We start from the raw sequence: 15,501 nt of genomic DNA on the forward strand, positions 1-15,501 counted from the left end.
GGAGCATTGGCGCACGTCAAACGCTTGATGCCATATGGGACAAGGAAGCCGGCCCGCCTGGCCGTGGAGGCCTGCAGGGCTCGCAATCCGTGCGCGGCGGGGACTACTACGATCAAAGTATGGATTCCGGGGAACAGGTGCAGCAGCAACGGCCACGGCCGCGGCGGGTGACGGCGGCGATGGTCGCTGCGCGGGCCGGCGTTTCGGTGGCCACGGTGTCGCTGGTGGCCAATGGCAAGACCGCCGGGCGCGTGGCCGAGGACAACATTTCCCGGGTGCGGGAGGCCATTGCGGAGTTGGGGTACGTGGTGGACGGGATCGGCAGCTCCCTGGCCAAGGGCGTCAGCTCGATTGTGATCCTGGTGGCGCCGGACATCTCCAACCCGTTCTTCGCCAAGGTGATCGCCGGGGTGCGGGAGTCGCTGGGCCCGCAGTACCAGCTGCTGCTGTCCGTCACGGAGGCCGGCGAATTTCCGGAGGCCGACGACGTCCGGCGCCTGATGTCCCTGCGGCCGGCAGGGCTGCTGGTGGACGCACCCAACGCCGGGTTCCTCGATGACCTCGCGTCGCCGTCGCCCCTTGTCCTGCTTGATGCGCCGGGGCTGGAGTCCTACGCGCCCTCCGTGAACCTGGATGTGGCCAGCGGGGCGCGCCAGCTGGCGGCGCACCTGGCCGGCGCCGGGCACAGGGAAGCTGCCTACGTGGACAGCGTGACCGGCACCGAGACGTTCGCGGTCCGGCGCGCGGCGTTCCTGGAGGAGGCCGCCTCGCGCGGCATCACCGTGAGCCCGGAGCGCATTATCAGCACCACCATCGACGTCGGTGCGGCGGCGGGCGCGTTCGCCGAAGCGTGGCCGGACTGGCAGCGCGCGGGAGTAACCGCCGTCGCCTGCGCCACCGATACCCACGCGTACGGGGTGCTGCAGGAAGCGCGCGTCGCAGGGATCCGGATTCCCGGGGAGCTGGCCGTGGCCGGGTTCGATGACCTGCCCTATTCGGCCACCAGCAATCCGGGCCTGACCAGTGTGCACCTGCCTGCCACGGCCCTGGGCCAGAAGGCCGGGGAGCAGCTGCGCGGGCTCATGGAGGGGAAGTCGCTGGGGTCCGGCGGCGTCACCCTGGAGACCTCGCTGGTGGTGCGCGGCTCCACGTCGGCCGCCGCAACGTAGGCCTCCTGTCGGACCCCGGCCGTAAGCTGGGACCATGCCGAGTAACTGGGAAAGTCTGGACGCACCGCTGCGTGAGTCGGTGCAGCACAACGTGGAAATCTATGAGCGCGTCCGGCCTGCCCTGAAGCTGGTTACCCGTGATGTCCTGCTGGTTTTGCGGGACATGCTGAAGGACAGTGAGGTCACCCCGCTGTTCGTTACCGGCCGCACCAAGACCGTGGAATCCTTCAAGGAAAAGATCTCGCGCACCGAGGAGCCGCTGGAGCCGGGCGGGCGGAGGCTCCTGAAGTTTCCGGACCCGTTCCGCACGCTCAATGACATGGTGGGCATCCGGGTGATCACCAAGCTGCCGGCGGAGAACGCCGAGGTCGCCAACATCATCAAGCGCCAGCGGCAGCTTTTCGACTGCCGCGGCGACCGGGAAAAGGACATTGGTTCCATCGAGTCCGGCACCTACGGGTATTCCAGCCGGCACCTGATCCTGCGCACCATCCAGAACGAAGCCGTCAAGGAGTACCAGCAGGTCTTCAACCCGGACCTGCAGCCCAACGGCAGCTACTTTTTCGAGTGCCAGATCCGCACCATTTTCGCGCACGCGTGGAGCGAGATTGAGCACGATATCCGGTTCAAGGCCGAGGACCCCCGTGCCTGGACGCCGCACTTCGACCGGCAGTTCACCGCCACCGCCGCCATGCTGGAAACCGTGGAAACGGCCTTCTCGGACCTTCACGAAAGCTACGAGGAAGTCCGCGGCTACTGGGACATGGACGGCGAGGGCGCGGCCCCGCTGACGCCCAACCGGATCCGGGACGTCTGGCGGACCCTGCTCCCGCACGTGGACCGCAAGGTGGACGATGACTGGGGCTGGGCTGCCGAGCTCCTCGCCGCGCATGGGCTCAACCAGACCATGCAACTGGCCGGACTGCTCAGCGCCAACCAGATCACGGAAGTCCGCAAGGCCCTGGACCACCGCTACTCCCCCGGCCCGGACCGGCTCCTGGATGACCTCCTCCTCTGGCAGTACGGCACCAAGCACATCGACCTCACCGCGGAAGATCCCGACGCCGTCCCGCACCCGCGGCGCGACAGCCTCCTGCGGCGGCTGCGGCAAATTGAGCGGTACAGGATGACGAAGAAGTAGGTGCCGTTGATGGAACCTGTGCGGCTGGTTCTGTCCGGCTTCGGTGCCGTGGGCCGCGCCTTCGTCGATGCTGTCCTGGAGCATGGTCCCCTGTTGCAGCTTGCTGCCATCCGCGGTCACAGGACCGAAGTCTTCCTTGCGCCGGGTTCCGCTGTGCCCGCCCGTTCGTCATGGGACCAAATCGGGCCCATTGAGGAAACGCTGTCCCGGACCGCCGCCACTGTCCTGGTCCAGGCCCTGCCATCCGCACCGGACGCTCACGCCCGTGCCCTGGAGGAAGCGGTTGCTGCCCTCCGGAGTGGGGTGGATGTGGTGACAGCAACCAAGAGCCACGTGCTGAGCCACTGGCGGGACCTTGAGCGTGCCGCCGTCGATGGCGGCAGCCACATCCGTATCTCGGGGGCCACCGGCGCCGCGCTTCCCACGGCGGACATGGCCCGCGTCGCGCTTCGGGGCATGGGCTGCAACGCTGTCCGGGCCTGCCCCAACGGCACATCCACGTTCATTCTCGATGAGCTGTCCCGCGGTGCCGGGCTGGAGCCCGCGGTCCTGGAGGCGCAGCGCCGCGGCATCGCGGAGGCAGACCCTTCCGCGGACCTGTCCGGGAAGGATGCGGCCACAAAGGTGCGGCTTATCGCCGGGCTTCTCTGGAACTGGGACGTGTCCACCATTGCGGTGGACACGGAGCCCATCGACTCCTCCACCGCCGCCAGGGCGCAGGAGGCCTCCGGGCAAGGCTTGCGTTTACGCGCCGTGGCGTCCGCCTCCCTGGAGCGACCCATGATGGTCACGGTCCGCTTGGAAGCCGTGGCGCCGGGGGACCCGCTTTTCGCCATTGCTGGACCGGAAAAGGCCATGGTCTTCAGGTGCCCGGACGCCGGGGACATCACCGTCCAGGGCGGCCGCTCCAGCCCGAAGGGGGCGGCACTGGCGATGCTGAAGGACGTACTCAACCTGTCCGGGTCAAACACCTCCGGGTTCCGGTAAACCAGCAGGTCACAGGGGAATTACGTCCAAAGCCGCGGGAGCGACAATTTCTCCGGTGTATCCCGCTTTTTCGGCCGCAGGCAGCACCATGGCCAGCCACACGTCCGGAGGCTGAACGGTGGGGGTGTAATGGCTCAGGACGAGCTTCCCCGCCCCTGCAGCTGCGGATATGGCCGGCAGTTCAAGGACGCTGGAATGCGCTTCGAACAAGTGCTTGGTCAATTCGGCGGCCTGCGGCCCGGGAAGACCGGCAGCGATTCTCTCAACCGCGGAGTTGTCCTGTGTCTCGTGGACCAGAACGTCGCAGTCCTTGGCGAGGGCAATCAGGTTTGCATCATGGGCGGCAGTGTCGCCGGAAAAGACCACCACCTTGCCCGTGCGTTTAATGGTGAACCGGTACGCATAGGAGTCCGCCACTTCCGGACCGTGGAACACCCTGGTTGCGGCCACCACCACGTTCTCATCCTCCATGACGGGAGTGATGGCGCCATCAGCAGGCAGTTCGACGTCGTGGCCTTCGACCGCCGGAAACGGGCCAAAACCGCCACCCGCCTGGTACAGGGAGATGTCGTCCTCGAAGCCGGCCAGGAGGTTCCTTGCCTTGGCTTTGGTCCCGGGCGGTCCCCACAGGTCAAGGAACGACAGCGGCGGGCGGGCCGTCCACCCGTGGAGCAGCAGCCCCGGCAGCCCCGAAGTGTGATCGAAGTGATGGTGGGTAATAAAGACGCTCCGAACCGGGCCGAAGCCGAGCCCCGAGTGGACCAACTGCCGTGCACTGTCCAGCCCACAATCCACCAGGTAGACAGCGTTGTTGACTACAAGCGCGAGGGCGGGCTGGGCCTCGCCGGGCGCGATGACAGGTCCGCCGTTGACCCCCAGCATGACAAGCCTGTCTTCATGGTCCTTTGAATCCAAAACGTGCTCCCTAAGACGTTGTGACAGTGACGTCGCGGACCCACCTGACTGCAGGCAAACCCGATGACTTCCAAGAATCAGCCAGGAAGCGTCGGGGGGAGCAGGCTAATGTCATTCGTTGAAAAACTAATCGCAGTAAAAGAACCATGTATCGCCCGTTGTTCAATATGTCGAACATCACCCAGTATGCTGTACGCATGACTTCCACCAAGACCGTGGCCATCGCTGTCCCGCTCGAAGCAGAGCTTGTGGACCAGATCCGCGCCGTTGACCCCACCGTCACTGTCCTTTACGAGCCCGGCCTCCTGCCCCCGGAGCGCTTCCCGGCCGACCACGCAGGGGATCCGGCCTTCAAACGGACGGCTGAACAGGAAGAGCGCTACTGGGCAATGCTCAACAGTGCCGACGTGCTGTACGGCTTTCCCAACGAGAGTCCTGACGGCCTGGCGCGCATCGCCCGGGAAAACCCACGGCTGGAGTGGGTCCACGCGATGGCGGCCGGGGCGGGCGGAGCGGTCAAGGCATCGGGCCTGAGCCAGGACGTCCTGCAGAAGTTCAAGATCACCACCTCCGCCGGAGTCCACGCCCTGCCCCTCGCGGAGTTCGCAGCGATGGGAATCCTCAACGGCTTCAAGCGCAGCGCCGAACTTGCCCAGGACCAGGCTGCAAAGGCCTGGCCCAGCCTCCGGGTCCCCACCCGGCTGGTCAATGGATCCAACCTGGTCATCAGCGGCCTCGGCGAAATCGGACTGGAAACCGCCCGGATCGCACGGGCACTGGGGATGAAGGTCAGCGGCACCAAGCGGACCGTGGAGCCCATCGACGGAATCGACCAGGTGGTGGACAACGCCGGGCTTCCCGCCCTCCTGGCCACGGCAGACGCCGTCGTCAACACCCTGCCCGGCACCGCCTACACGGAAAAGCTGTTCAACCGGGACCTGTTCGCCGCCATGAAGCCCGGGACCACCTTCGTCAACGTGGGCCGCGGAACCGTGGTGGACGAGGAGGCGCTGCTGGAGGCCCTGGACAACGGCCAGGTGGGCTACGCCTGCCTTGACGTCTTCGCCGTGGAACCACTGCCGCAGGACAGCCCCCTGTGGAACCATCCCAAGGTCATGGTCTCGCCGCACACCTCAGCCCTCAGCGCCGCCGAGAACCGCCTCATCACCGAACGGTTCTGCAGCAACCTCCGGACGTTCCTCGACGGCGGGGACCTCCCCCACCTCGTGGACACGGTCCACTTCTACTAGGACGGGCAGAGAAGTGCGCATCGCCAGAATCCAAACAGCAGCAGGCCCGCAGCACGCCGTTGAAAGCGACGGCACCTGGCATCACATCATCGACCCCTTTGAGGAAACCCTCCGTTACACCGGCGGCGCCACCACCCACAGCGAGGCAACATTCCTCGCCCCGGTGACGCCCGCCGTCGTCCTGGGCATTGGCCACAACAGGACCCTGAACGACCACCCACTGCCCATCCAGGCGTGGCACAAGTCCGTCCACACCGTCGCCGGACCCGGCGACACCATCACCGCGGTCCGCGGCAAAGGCACGGTCAATGCCGAGGGTGAACTCGCCGTCGTGATCGGCAGGACAGCCGCCAGCCTGACCGTGGAGAACGCCCTGGAGCACGTCCTGGGCTACACGTGCGTCAACGACGTCACCAACGTGGACCAGAACGCGGTGGACGAGCGGAATTTCCAAGGCAAGTCAGGCGTCAACTACACGCCCCTGGGCCCGTGGATAGAAACCCAACTCCCGGATCCCGAAAAGGTGTCCATCGACGTTTACGTTAACGGAGCAGCGAAGGCCGCCTCCGGGACCTTCAACCTCCCCTCCACAGTGGTGGACTGCCTTGTGTACGTCACTTCCTGGCTCACCCTGGAACCCGGGGATGTGGTGATGACCGGTGCACCCGCCACAGTGGTGCCCGTCGAGCCCGGGGACCGGGTGGACATCGTCGTGGAGGGCATCGGCACCCTGAGCAGCCTCGTGGCCTGACGGGAGGAGGGTGCCGACGCGGCCCTTATGATGGATTGCGTTCAGTTGACTGAACGGAACCGCAGTCTGCCCTGGCGACCTAAGGAGAATCATGGCCGATTCCCACATCCCCGCTTCATCCGACAAAGCGGGAGCCACCTCGCCGGCGCCGGCCGTCACCCGGGCAGCAGCCGTCCTGGATGCCCTTGCCGCCTCGGCCACCGGCCGCCTCACCCTGAGTGACCTCTCGCGCGAGGTCGGAATCCCCAAGTCCTCCACCTCCAACCTCCTGCTGGCGCTGGAGGAGGCCCGCCTGATCAGCCGGCAGGGCTCGGAGTTCACGCTGGGCCGCAAGCTGGTGGAACTGGGCGCCGCGTATCTCGGCCGGATGGACGAGGTACAGGAGTTCTACCGCTACTGCGAGCAGGCCTCCGTCCTGTCCCGCGAAACGGTGCGGATCGCCATGCTGGATGGCACCAACGTCATTTACCTGGCCCGGTATGAGGGCCACCCCGCCGTGCGGCTCACGTCCAACATCGGCGACAAGATGCCGGTGTCCCTGTGCGCCGTGGGCAAGGCCCTGATCGCGCGGCTGCGTGACCATGACCTGGAGGAAATGTTCCCGGATGACGCCGAACTGCCGGTGCTCACCCCCAAATCCCTGCGCACCAGCGCGGAACTGAAGGCGCAGCTGAAGGAGATCCGCGAGCAGGGCTTTGCCTTCGAGGACGAGGAATCCACCACCGGCGTGGTGTGCCTCGCCGTCTCTGTCCCCACCCGCGGCGCCCACGGTCCCAGCCTGGGCCTGTCCGTGACAGCCCTCAAGGCCACTTACACGCCGGAGCAGGGCTCCCAAATGGTCAAGGAACTGCAGGAACTGGCCCACTCCTTGGGCAACCCGATGGGCTAGGCCCGGGCCGGCCCAGCGGCTTTCCGTAACTCAAAACCAAAAACTGTTGCCAGTTGTTCAGCTTGCTGTATTGTGTTCAGCATAGTGATCGACACAACAGGTGTTGCCGCTATCCCACCAGGCCAACGGGGGCCTGGAGTGCATTAGAGGGAGTTTTCGTGACAACTCGTACTAACTCACCGCAGGCCACCACGGACGGCGCCGTCGTCGATCCGGACCAGCTGCGAAGGGCAACACTTGCCAGCTCCGTAGGGTCCGCCCTGGAGTACTACGACTTCTACATCTACGGCCTGGCCTCGGCCCTGATCTTCGGACCACTGTTCTTCGCCCCGCTGGGCGAGAGCGGAGCCGTTATCGCCTCCTTCGCCACGTACGGCGTCGGATTCGCGGCACGGCCCTTCGGCGGCGTGGTCTTCGGCCACATCGGCGACCGCTTCGGCCGCAAGATGGTGCTCATCCTGACCATCGGCCTGATGGGCCTCTCCAGCTGCGCCATCGGCCTCCTGCCCACCTTCGACCAGGCGGGAATGCTGGGGGCGGTGCTCCTGGTGACGCTGCGCATCCTCCAGGGCCTGGGCGCCGGCGCCGAGCAGGCAGGTGCCACCACCCTCATCTCCGAGGTGGCCCCGCGCCGCCGTCGTGGTTTCTTCGCTTCGCTGCCGTTCGTGGGCATCCAGCTGGGCACCCTCCTGGGCGCCGGCACCTTTGCCCTGATGGCCCTGGCGGACAAGCAGGTCCTGCAGGGCTGGCTCTGGCGCGTTCCGTTCCTGGCCAGCATCATCCTGATCGCGATTGCCGTCTTCATCCGCCTCCGGCTCAAGGAGACCCCGGTCTTCCAGGAACTGGAGAAGCACAAGGCCGTGGTCAAGAACCCGGTGGGCCAGATCTGGAAGCACTCCAAGAAGAACGTACTGGTGGGCATTGGCCTCCGCATGGGCGAGAACGGCAACTCGTCCATCTACTCCGCGCTGCTGGTGTCCTTCATCAGCATGCCGGCCGGCGTCTTCCCCGGCGACAAGTTCATCGGCCCCACCGGCCTGCTGATCGCCGCGGGCTTCGCAGCGGTGCTGGTTGTTGCCTTCGGCGCCCTGTCCGACCGCTTTGGCCGGGTTCCCGTGTACCGCTACGGCGCGCTCTTCCAGGCCGTCATCGCCCTGCCGGCGTTCTACCTGGTGACGCTCGGCAACGTGGCCCTGGTCTGGGTGGTCATGGTGGTGGGCATCGCCCTGGGCGTGCAGTCCATGCTTGGCCCGCAGTGCGCCCTGCTCCCGGAACTCTTCGGCTCGCAGCACCGCTTCACCGGCGTGGCCCTGAGCCGTGAACTTTCGGCCGTGCTCGCCGGCGGCTTCGCCCCGATGATCGGCGTCGCGCTGCTGGCGGCCACCAACCACTCCTGGCTGGTACCCGCGCTCTACTCCCTGGTCCTGGCGGCTATCTCGTTCGCCACCACCTTCTTCACCCCGGAAACCAACGGCCGCGACCTGGTGCTCGTGGAGGACGCCAAGTGACCATCGGCAACGCCGCCCCGACGGACCCTGCGCCCAAAAGTGCGGGGTTCGTCGGGCTGGGGCTGATGGGAGCGCCGATGGCCGCCAACCTGCTCACGGCAGGGTGGAACGTCACGGGCTGGAACCGCTCCCCCGGCGCCGTCCGCGACCTCGAGGCGCTGGGCGGGAACGCCGCCAGCCACGTTGCGGACCTTCGGGACGAGCCCGTCATCATCTTCATGCTCCCCGATCTCCCCTTCATTGAAGAGGCTGCGGCGGGGCTCCTGGAGGCGTGGCGGGCGGCGCCGCCCGCACCGGGAACACTCGTTGTGGTGATGAGCAGCGTGTCGCCGGTTGCGGTGCGGGCCTTCGGGCTCGCCGTTGCGGATGCCAGCGGCGGAAGCGCCTCGGTGCTTGATGCCCCGGTCAGCGGCGGCACGGTCGGCGCGCAGCGGGGAACCCTCGCCATCATGGCCGGCGGTTCACCGGAAGACTTCAGCCGGGCCCTCCCGGCTTTGGAGGCAATGGGGACCTCCGTCCGCCGGCTGGGTGACCTGGGTGCCGGCTCGCTGGCCAAGGCGTGCAACCAACTGATCGTGGGAACCACGACGGCGGCACTCGCCGAGGCTGCCGAGCTTGCGGAACGCTCCGGGCTGGATGTGGAAGCCCTCTTTGAGGTCCTGTCCGGCGGCCTCGCCGCCAGCAGGGTGCTGGAGGTGGTGGGCCCCCGGCTCGCGGCAAAGGATTACACGCCGACAGGGCCGGCGAAGTTCATGCACAAGGACCTGTCCTTCGTGCTGGAAAGCGCCGCAACTGCCCGCACCGCCACACCCATGGCTTCCGCCGGCGTCGACCTGTACGCGGAACTGGTGGCGCAGGGCCTTGGCGATCTGGACCTGGCCGTGGTGCGGCAGGCGATCGCCACCCTGGGCACCGCCTCCCCGGAGGAGTCTCCGCACTGAGTCCGCTGTTCGCCTGGCCCTGCTGAACGGCGCTGCCTGACCCGCCCAGGCCTGCGGTCCAGACCGCGGGAGCTCTGCTATATTCTGGTGTTTTCAGGCCTGGGCGCAGGGGAGCCGGGCTACAGCACGTCGAACGGCCCTTTATTGAAACCAAGCAGCAGGCACCCAGATTCCGCGCAGGGTAACGTCCAGCACACTGATTTCCTCAACTGCCCCACCGGATTCGTTGAGTACTACTTCGCGGACGGCGTCTTCCGCTGGTCGGACGGGCTGTACCGCATCTACGGGTACGAACGGGGCGAGGTGGTCCCGACCATGGAGATGGTGCTTCCCCACGTCGAGCCCGAAGACCGGCCAAGGGTGCAGGCCTACTGGGACCATGTGTCCACCCAGGGCGGACCGTCATCCATGTACCTGTCCATCCGGGACCGCAAGGACCACCAGCACAAGCTGCTCTACTCCGCCGACTACATCATGGACGGAGACACCCCGATCGGCGTCTGGGGCGTGGTGGTGGACCTCACGACGTCAATCCACACGGACCGGCACCAGCTCGCCACCGAGGCGGTGGCGGCGTCGGCGCTCAACCGGGCGGTCATTGAACAGGCCAAGGGCGTCCTGATGGGCCGCACGGGTGTCACCGCCGACCAGGCCTACGAGCTCATCAGCCAGCTGAGCCAGGACACAAACCGCAAGGTCTACGCTGTTGCCCAGGACATCGTGGACCGTGCCACCGTCCGCGCCGGCGAGCCGGACGCGCAAAGCCATCCCCTGTTGTAACCGCAGGGAAGAACAGGCCTTCTACGCCGAAGTGGAGGCCAGCGACTCCCGCAGTGCCGCGTCCGCGTCACGCAGGACTTTCGCAGCTACCTGAAGGCCCTCGATCCGGCCGAGTGAAACGTCCTCGTGCTCGATGTTGACCAGCATCTCCGGGTCCACTTCGTGCAGGGCGCGCAGGAACTCCGTCCAGTAGGCGGTGTCATGGCCGCGGCCCAGGGCCACGAAGTCCCAGGCGGAGTGCCGTGGCCATTCGTTGGCCCATTCGTCACCGCCCAGGTTGGTACGGTTCTCGTCCGGGGACAGCCGGCGGAAGCTGTTGTCCAGGACCCCGTACAGTGCGGCATTTTCCTTGTTGATGCGGACGTCCTTGGCGGCAGCCTGGAATACCAGGGGGCCCAGTTCGCGGACCACTGCCACCGGGTCCATCTGCTGCCAGAAGAGGTGGCTGGCATCCAGCTCAACGCCCACGTGGGTGGCCCCCGTGAGATCGATCAGCTTCCGGACATCGGCGGTGTTGAACACCAGGTTCTGCGGGTGCAGTTCAAGGGCCACCTTGACCTCAAGCTCGCGCGCCAGCTGGTCGATCTCTTTCCAGAACTCCGCCGCAATCTCCCACTGGTAGTCCAGGACGTCCAGTGCGGCCGAGTTCCAGGCGTTGACAATCCAGTTGGGAACGGTCGCCCCGGGCTCGCCGCCGGGCAGGCCGGACATGGTGACCACGCGGGTCTGGCCCAGTCGGTGCGCCAGCCTGATGGAGCGGCGGATGTCCCCGGCATGCTTCTCCCCGATCTCCGGATTGGGGTGCAACGGGTTGCCGTTGCAGTTCAGCCCCGCAATGGAAACGCCGGTCCCTTCAAATAGCGCCAGGTAGTCATCACGCGCCGCGTCACTTTCCAGGATCTGGTCAAAGGTGGGAACGTGCACCGGGGGAAGGAAGCCGCCGGTATTGATCTCGATTCCCGTCAGGCCCAGGTTGGCGATGACCGTCAGCGCCTCGGGCAGTGGACGGTCATGCAGGATCGCGTTGTAGACACCAAGCCTCAGGGGGTTCTCTCCTTTGAAAGGCCACTCCTGATAATGGAGCGCTCTAACAAGGTATGAGAGACAATTTGTCCTGTCAATAGGTCTTTTGGGCGGGAACCTTAAAGCGCCTGCGGCGCGGACCGCCGTCGTTGGCCTAGACGGCCAGCCGGGGCCCGTCCGCCAGGACGGGTGCGGAACCGACCACGGGCAGGGCATCGGTGAAGGCCTCAACGACGGCCAGCTGGCCGGTGGAGTCCGGGACGCCGGGGTACTGGACATGCGCAACCTCGGCCGGCTCGGCGGCAGCTTCCTCCGACCGCATGCGGACCAGCGCCACCGCAGAGATCAGGAACCAGGCAACATTGGTGACCACTGACGGCCAGGCGCCGTGCAGGGTTCCATTGATGATGAAGGCAACGGAGCCAAAGAGGTTGGCGGTCTGGAAGCCCTTGCCGGCCTTCAGCCACCCCATGGAAACAGACAGGTATGCACTGAGAATCGCAACAGCGCCTGCCCAGCCGGCAAATTCCCACAGCAGTTCCATGGCGTCCTTCCAAGGTGATGCCTGCGCAGTATCAGGGCAGGGCTCAAGAGGTGGTTTAAGGTTGGGTTTCGCCGGATGCCGTTCCGTGGAACCTGCATCATCCAGCTCTGCGTTGACTCGAGCCCTGTTCGGGCGAGGACCTCTTACGCTGGCCGGCGGCATAATCATATCCCGCGCGCGGACGCCACAATTACGGCCGATACGTGATACTCCCCACGTCTGGACAAGGCCCGCGCGGCGTAGCACGATCGAAGCTGTGACCAGCAGTCCCGCACCCGATCCCTACCTCCGTGAACTCACCCAGCTGAGGCGCGTCAAAGACCGGATGGACCGCGAATATGCCCAGCCGCTGGACGTCGAATCCCTTGCCAGGGATGTCCATATGTCGGCCGGCCATTTCAGCCGCCGCTTCAAGCTTGCCTACGGCGAATCCCCGTACAGCTACCTCATGACCCGCAGGATCGAACGGGCCATGGCGCTGCTCCGCAAGGGCGACCTCAGCGTCACCGAGGTGTGCTTCGCCGTCGGCTGTTCCTCGCTGGGCACCTTCAGCACCCGCTTCAGCGAACTGGTGGGCATGCCGCCGAGCGTCTACAAGCAGGAGGCAGCGGAGTCGACGGCGGGAATCCCGGCCTGCGTGGCGAAACAGGTCACCAGACCGGTCAGGAATCGAGAAGCGCCGGCCCGTGAGCCGTCACTAGCATGACTGCCATGGACATCAACATTTCTTCCACCTTCCTTCCCGCCACCGATCCGGACGCCTCCCTGGCGTTCTACCGCGACGCCCTGGGCTTCGAAATCCGCAACGACGTAGGCCGCGGCGCCATGCGGTGGATCACCGTAGGCCCCGCCGGCCAGAAGGACGTTTCCATCGTCCTGCACCCGCCGGCCGTGGACCCTGGCATCACCGAAAGTGAGCGCCGCACCATCACCGAGATGATGGCCAAGGGAACCTACGCCACCATCGTCCTCTCCTCCCCCGACGTGGACGCCGCGTTCGCCAAGGTGGAGGCGACCGGGGCCGACGTCGTGCAGGAACCCATCGACCAGCCGTACGGCATCCGTGACTGCGCCTTCCGCGACCCCGCCGGCAACACGGTCCGCATCAACCAGCAGCCCTAGGCATATAAACAGACACGTATATACGGACGACGCCGGAACGGGGCTGCCAGCGCAGCTCCGCTTCGGCGCCGCTCCAGGAAGAGGGGGACACCTTGAGCACGGAAGCAGACATGGAAACCAGGCAGGCGGCGCACGTTGCCGACAGCCACGACCTGATCCGGGTGCAGGGCGCACGGGAGAACAACCTGAAGGACGTGAGCCTGGAGCTGCCCAAGCGCCGGCTGACCGCGTTCACGGGTGTTTCCGGCTCAGGGAAGAGCTCCCTGGTGTTCGCCACCATCGCCGCCGAGTCGCAGCGGATGATCAACGAAACCTACAGCGCTTTTGTCCAGGGGTTCATGCCCAGCCTGGCCCGGCCGGACGTGGACCGGCTGGAGGGACTGACCACGGCGATCATCGTGGACCAGGAGCGGATGGGCGCCAACCCGCGCTCCACCGTGGGCACGGCCACCGATGCCAACGCCATGCTGCGGATCCTGTTCAGCCGCCTGGGCAAGCCCTATGTCGGCCCGCCGACGGCCTTCTCCTTCAACGTGCCCACCCGTAAGGCCAGCGGCATCATGAGCACCGAGAAGGGCGGCCGGGTGGAAAAGAACGTGGTCCGCCAGGTCACCTACCTGGGCGGCATGTGCCCGCGCTGCGAGGGCATGGGGAACATTAGCGACATCGACCGGACCGCCCTCTATGACGAGTCAAAGTCCCTGAACGAGGGCGCGCTCACCGTTCCCGGCTACTCCATGGACGGCTGGTACGGCCGCCTGTTCGAGGGCATGGGCCTGCCCATGGACAAGCCGATCGCCAAGTTCACGGCGAAGCAGCTGGACACGATGCTGTACGCCGAGCCCACCAAGATCAAGGTGGAAGGCGTCAACCTCACGTTCGAGGGCGTCATCCCCAAGATCCAGAAATCCATGCTCTCCAAGGACGTGGAGGCCATGCAGCCGCACGTGAAGCGGTTCGTGGAGCGCGCCGTCACCTTCGCGGTGTGCCCGGACTGCGGCGGGACCCGGCTGACCCCGGAGGTGCTCAACTCCCGGATCAACGGCAAGAACATCGCGGACCTGTGCACCATGCAGATCAGCGACCTGGCGCAGTGGATCCGCGGCCTGGACGAGCCCTCGGTCCGGCCGTTGCTCGCCGGGCTCCGGGACCTGCTGGACTCGTTTGCCGAGATCGGCCTGGGCTACCTCTCACTGGACCGCCCGGCCGGCACCCTCTCCGGCGGCGAGGCACAGCGGACCAAGATGATCCGCCACCTGGGCTCCTCCCTCACGGATGTCACCTACGTTTTCGACGAACCCAGCATCGGCCTGCACCCACACGACATCGAGCGGATGAACACGCTCCTGCTGCAGCTGCGGGACAAAGGCAACACCGTCCTGGTGGTGGAGCACAAACCGGAGATGATCGCCATCGCCGACCACGTCGTCGACCTCGGTCCCAAGGCCGGCACCGGCGGCGGCGAGATCGTCTACGAGGGCAACGTGGACGGGCTGCGTTCCAGCGGCACCATCACCGGGCGCCACCTGGACGACCGCGCCCGCCTCAAGGAGTCCTTCCGGAACGCTACGGGCGCCCTGGAGGTCCGGGGCGCGTCGACGAACAACCTGCAGGACGTCGACGTCGATGTGCCGCTGGGCGTGCTCTGCGTGGTGACGGGCGTGGCCGGGTCCGGCAAGAGCTCCCTGATCCACGGCTCGCTGGCAAAGCGCGAAGGCGTGGTCGTCATCGACCAGGGTGCCATCAAGGGCTCACGGCGGAGCAATCCGGCCACCTACACGGGGCTCCTCGAGCCCATCCGGAAGGCATTCGCCAAGGCCAACGGTGTGAAGCCGGCGCTGTTCAGCTCGAACTCCGAGGGCGCGTGCCCCACCTGCAACGGCGCCGGGGTGATCTTCACCGAACTGGGCGTCATGGCCACGGTGGAGTCCACCTGCGAAGACTGCGAGGGCCGCCGCTTCCAGCCCGCCGTCCTCGAATATACCCTGGGCGGCCAGAACATTGCAGATGTCCTGGACATGTCCGTGGACGCGGCATTGGCCTACTTTGCCGAGGGGGACGCCAAAACGCCCGCCGCGCACAAGGTCCTGGAACGCCTGGCGGATGTGGGCCTGGGCTACATTTCACTGGGCCAGCCGCTGACCACCCTGTCCGGCGGCGAGCGCCAGCGGCTGAAGCTGGCCACCCAGATGGCTGAGTCCGGGGATGTCTACATCCTTGATGAGCCCACGGTGGGTTTGCACCTGGCGGACGTGGAACAGCTGCTGGGGCTCCTGGACCGGCTGGTTGACTCCGGGAAGTCGGTCATCGTCATCGAGCACCACCAGGCGGTGATGGTGCACGGTGACTGGATCATCGATATCGGTCCGGGAGCAGGGCACGACGGCGGCAGGATCGTCTTCGAGGGCACCCCGGCTGACCTGGTGGCCGGCCGGGCCACGCTCACCGGCCAGCATCTGGCGGCGTACGTCGGGGCCTGAA

15 protein-coding genes are annotated in these 15,501 nt (G+C 66.3%); 12 read left to right on the forward strand and 3 right to left on the reverse strand.

Annotated elements, in window-relative coordinates:
- Window positions 1–179: 179 nt before the first annotated feature.
- The 3 genes from AB0280_RS10870 to AB0280_RS10880 are packed head-to-tail and all read left to right on the forward strand — an operon-like array spanning window position 180 to window position 3,297.
- Complete coding sequence (locus AB0280_RS10870) at window positions 180–1,169, forward strand: LacI family DNA-binding transcriptional regulator (RefSeq protein WP_425328599.1); 990 nt, start codon at window positions 180–182, stop codon at window positions 1,167–1,169.
- A 34-nt stretch (window positions 1,170–1,203) separates the two neighbouring features.
- A complete protein-coding gene (locus AB0280_RS10875) occupies window positions 1,204–2,310 on the forward strand; it encodes a GTP pyrophosphokinase (protein ID WP_307491183.1) in 1,107 nt (368 codons plus the stop codon).
- A gap of 9 nt (window positions 2,311–2,319) precedes the next feature.
- Window positions 2,320–3,297, forward strand: coding sequence for a hypothetical protein (locus tag AB0280_RS10880; protein ID WP_366367247.1), 978 nt, complete (start codon window positions 2,320–2,322; stop codon window positions 3,295–3,297).
- 9 nt (window positions 3,298–3,306) lie between these two features.
- Here AB0280_RS10880 and AB0280_RS10885 read toward each other — a convergent pair whose 3' ends face one another.
- Complete coding sequence (locus AB0280_RS10885) at window positions 3,307–4,212, reverse strand: MBL fold metallo-hydrolase (RefSeq protein ID WP_366367249.1); 906 nt, start codon at window positions 4,210–4,212, stop codon at window positions 3,307–3,309.
- A 197-nt stretch (window positions 4,213–4,409) separates the two neighbouring features.
- Between AB0280_RS10885 and AB0280_RS10890 the strand changes: the two genes are divergently transcribed.
- From AB0280_RS10890 to AB0280_RS10915, 6 genes are all read left to right on the forward strand, one after another.
- A complete protein-coding gene (locus tag AB0280_RS10890) occupies window positions 4,410–5,462 on the forward strand; it encodes a D-2-hydroxyacid dehydrogenase (protein WP_159634738.1) in 1,053 nt (350 codons plus the stop codon).
- 13 nt (window positions 5,463–5,475) lie between these two features.
- Entirely contained in the window at window positions 5,476–6,213 is a 738-nt protein-coding gene (locus AB0280_RS10895) for a fumarylacetoacetate hydrolase family protein (protein WP_159634741.1), read from the forward strand.
- Between the two features lie 91 nt (window positions 6,214–6,304).
- A complete protein-coding gene (locus tag AB0280_RS10900; RefSeq protein WP_366367251.1) occupies window positions 6,305–7,102 on the forward strand; it encodes an IclR family transcriptional regulator in 798 nt (265 codons plus the stop codon).
- 158 nt (window positions 7,103–7,260) lie between these two features.
- On the forward strand, window positions 7,261–8,610 hold the full coding sequence (locus tag AB0280_RS10905; RefSeq protein ID WP_159634747.1) for an MFS transporter: 1,350 nt from the start codon (window positions 7,261–7,263) through the stop codon (window positions 8,608–8,610).
- The gene (locus AB0280_RS10910; protein WP_307491171.1) at window positions 8,607–9,551 is read left to right on the forward strand and encodes an NAD(P)-dependent oxidoreductase; all 945 of its coding nucleotides are present in this window, start codon (window positions 8,607–8,609) and stop codon (window positions 9,549–9,551) included. Before AB0280_RS10905 ends, AB0280_RS10910 begins: the two co-directional genes overlap by 4 nt.
- Before the next feature lie 144 nt (window positions 9,552–9,695).
- Window positions 9,696–10,331 (forward strand): PAS and ANTAR domain-containing protein, encoded by a 636-nt coding sequence (locus AB0280_RS10915; protein WP_224024094.1) that lies wholly within the window; start codon window positions 9,696–9,698, stop codon window positions 10,329–10,331.
- A gap of 21 nt (window positions 10,332–10,352) precedes the next feature.
- Here the strand turns inward: AB0280_RS10915 and AB0280_RS10920 are convergent, their stop codons facing one another.
- Together AB0280_RS10920 and AB0280_RS10925 are read right to left on the reverse strand one after the other, a co-directional pair.
- A complete protein-coding gene (locus tag AB0280_RS10920) occupies window positions 10,353–11,375 on the reverse strand; it encodes a sugar phosphate isomerase/epimerase family protein (RefSeq protein ID WP_307491355.1) in 1,023 nt (340 codons plus the stop codon).
- Window positions 11,376–11,508: 133 nt separating this feature from the next.
- A complete protein-coding gene (locus AB0280_RS10925) occupies window positions 11,509–11,898 on the reverse strand; it encodes a CBU_0592 family membrane protein (RefSeq protein ID WP_307491167.1) in 390 nt (129 codons plus the stop codon).
- 256 nt (window positions 11,899–12,154) lie between these two features.
- Here AB0280_RS10925 and AB0280_RS10930 point away from each other — a divergent pair, with 256 nt between their 5' ends.
- From AB0280_RS10930 to AB0280_RS10940, 3 genes are all read left to right on the forward strand, one after another.
- A complete protein-coding gene (locus tag AB0280_RS10930; protein WP_224024088.1) occupies window positions 12,155–12,604 on the forward strand; it encodes a helix-turn-helix transcriptional regulator in 450 nt (149 codons plus the stop codon).
- Entirely contained in the window at window positions 12,601–13,020 is a 420-nt protein-coding gene (locus AB0280_RS10935) for a VOC family protein (RefSeq protein ID WP_307491164.1), read from the forward strand. The genes AB0280_RS10930 and AB0280_RS10935 overlap by 4 nt, the downstream gene beginning before the upstream one ends.
- A 110-nt stretch (window positions 13,021–13,130) precedes the next feature.
- Entirely contained in the window at window positions 13,131–15,500 is a 2,370-nt protein-coding gene (locus AB0280_RS10940) for an excinuclease ABC subunit UvrA (RefSeq protein WP_307491353.1), read from the forward strand.
- Window position 15,501: the final 1 nt, after the last annotated feature.

Origin of the sequence: Pseudarthrobacter sp. 902506025, assembly GCF_040702325.1 — a bacterium.
Classification (GTDB): domain Bacteria; phylum Actinomycetota; class Actinomycetes; order Actinomycetales; family Micrococcaceae; genus Arthrobacter.

Coding starts and splice junctions, on each gene's coding strand:
- AB0280_RS10935 (WP_307491164.1), top strand. CDS start 12,601: ATGACTGCCATGGACATCAACATTTCTTCCACCTTCCTTCCCGCCACC.
- AB0280_RS10870 (WP_425328599.1), top strand. CDS start 180: ATGGTCGCTGCGCGGGCCGGCGTTTCGGTGGCCACGGTGTCGCTGGTG.
- AB0280_RS10890 (WP_159634738.1), top strand. CDS start 4,410: ATGACTTCCACCAAGACCGTGGCCATCGCTGTCCCGCTCGAAGCAGAG.
- AB0280_RS10940 (WP_307491353.1), top strand. CDS start 13,131: ATGGAAACCAGGCAGGCGGCGCACGTTGCCGACAGCCACGACCTGATC.
- AB0280_RS10900 (WP_366367251.1), top strand. CDS start 6,305: ATGGCCGATTCCCACATCCCCGCTTCATCCGACAAAGCGGGAGCCACC.
- AB0280_RS10880 (WP_366367247.1), top strand. CDS start 2,320: ATGGAACCTGTGCGGCTGGTTCTGTCCGGCTTCGGTGCCGTGGGCCGC.
- AB0280_RS10925 (WP_307491167.1), bottom strand. CDS start 11,898: ATGGAACTGCTGTGGGAATTTGCCGGCTGGGCAGGCGCTGTTGCGATT.
- AB0280_RS10875 (WP_307491183.1), top strand. CDS start 1,204: ATGCCGAGTAACTGGGAAAGTCTGGACGCACCGCTGCGTGAGTCGGTG.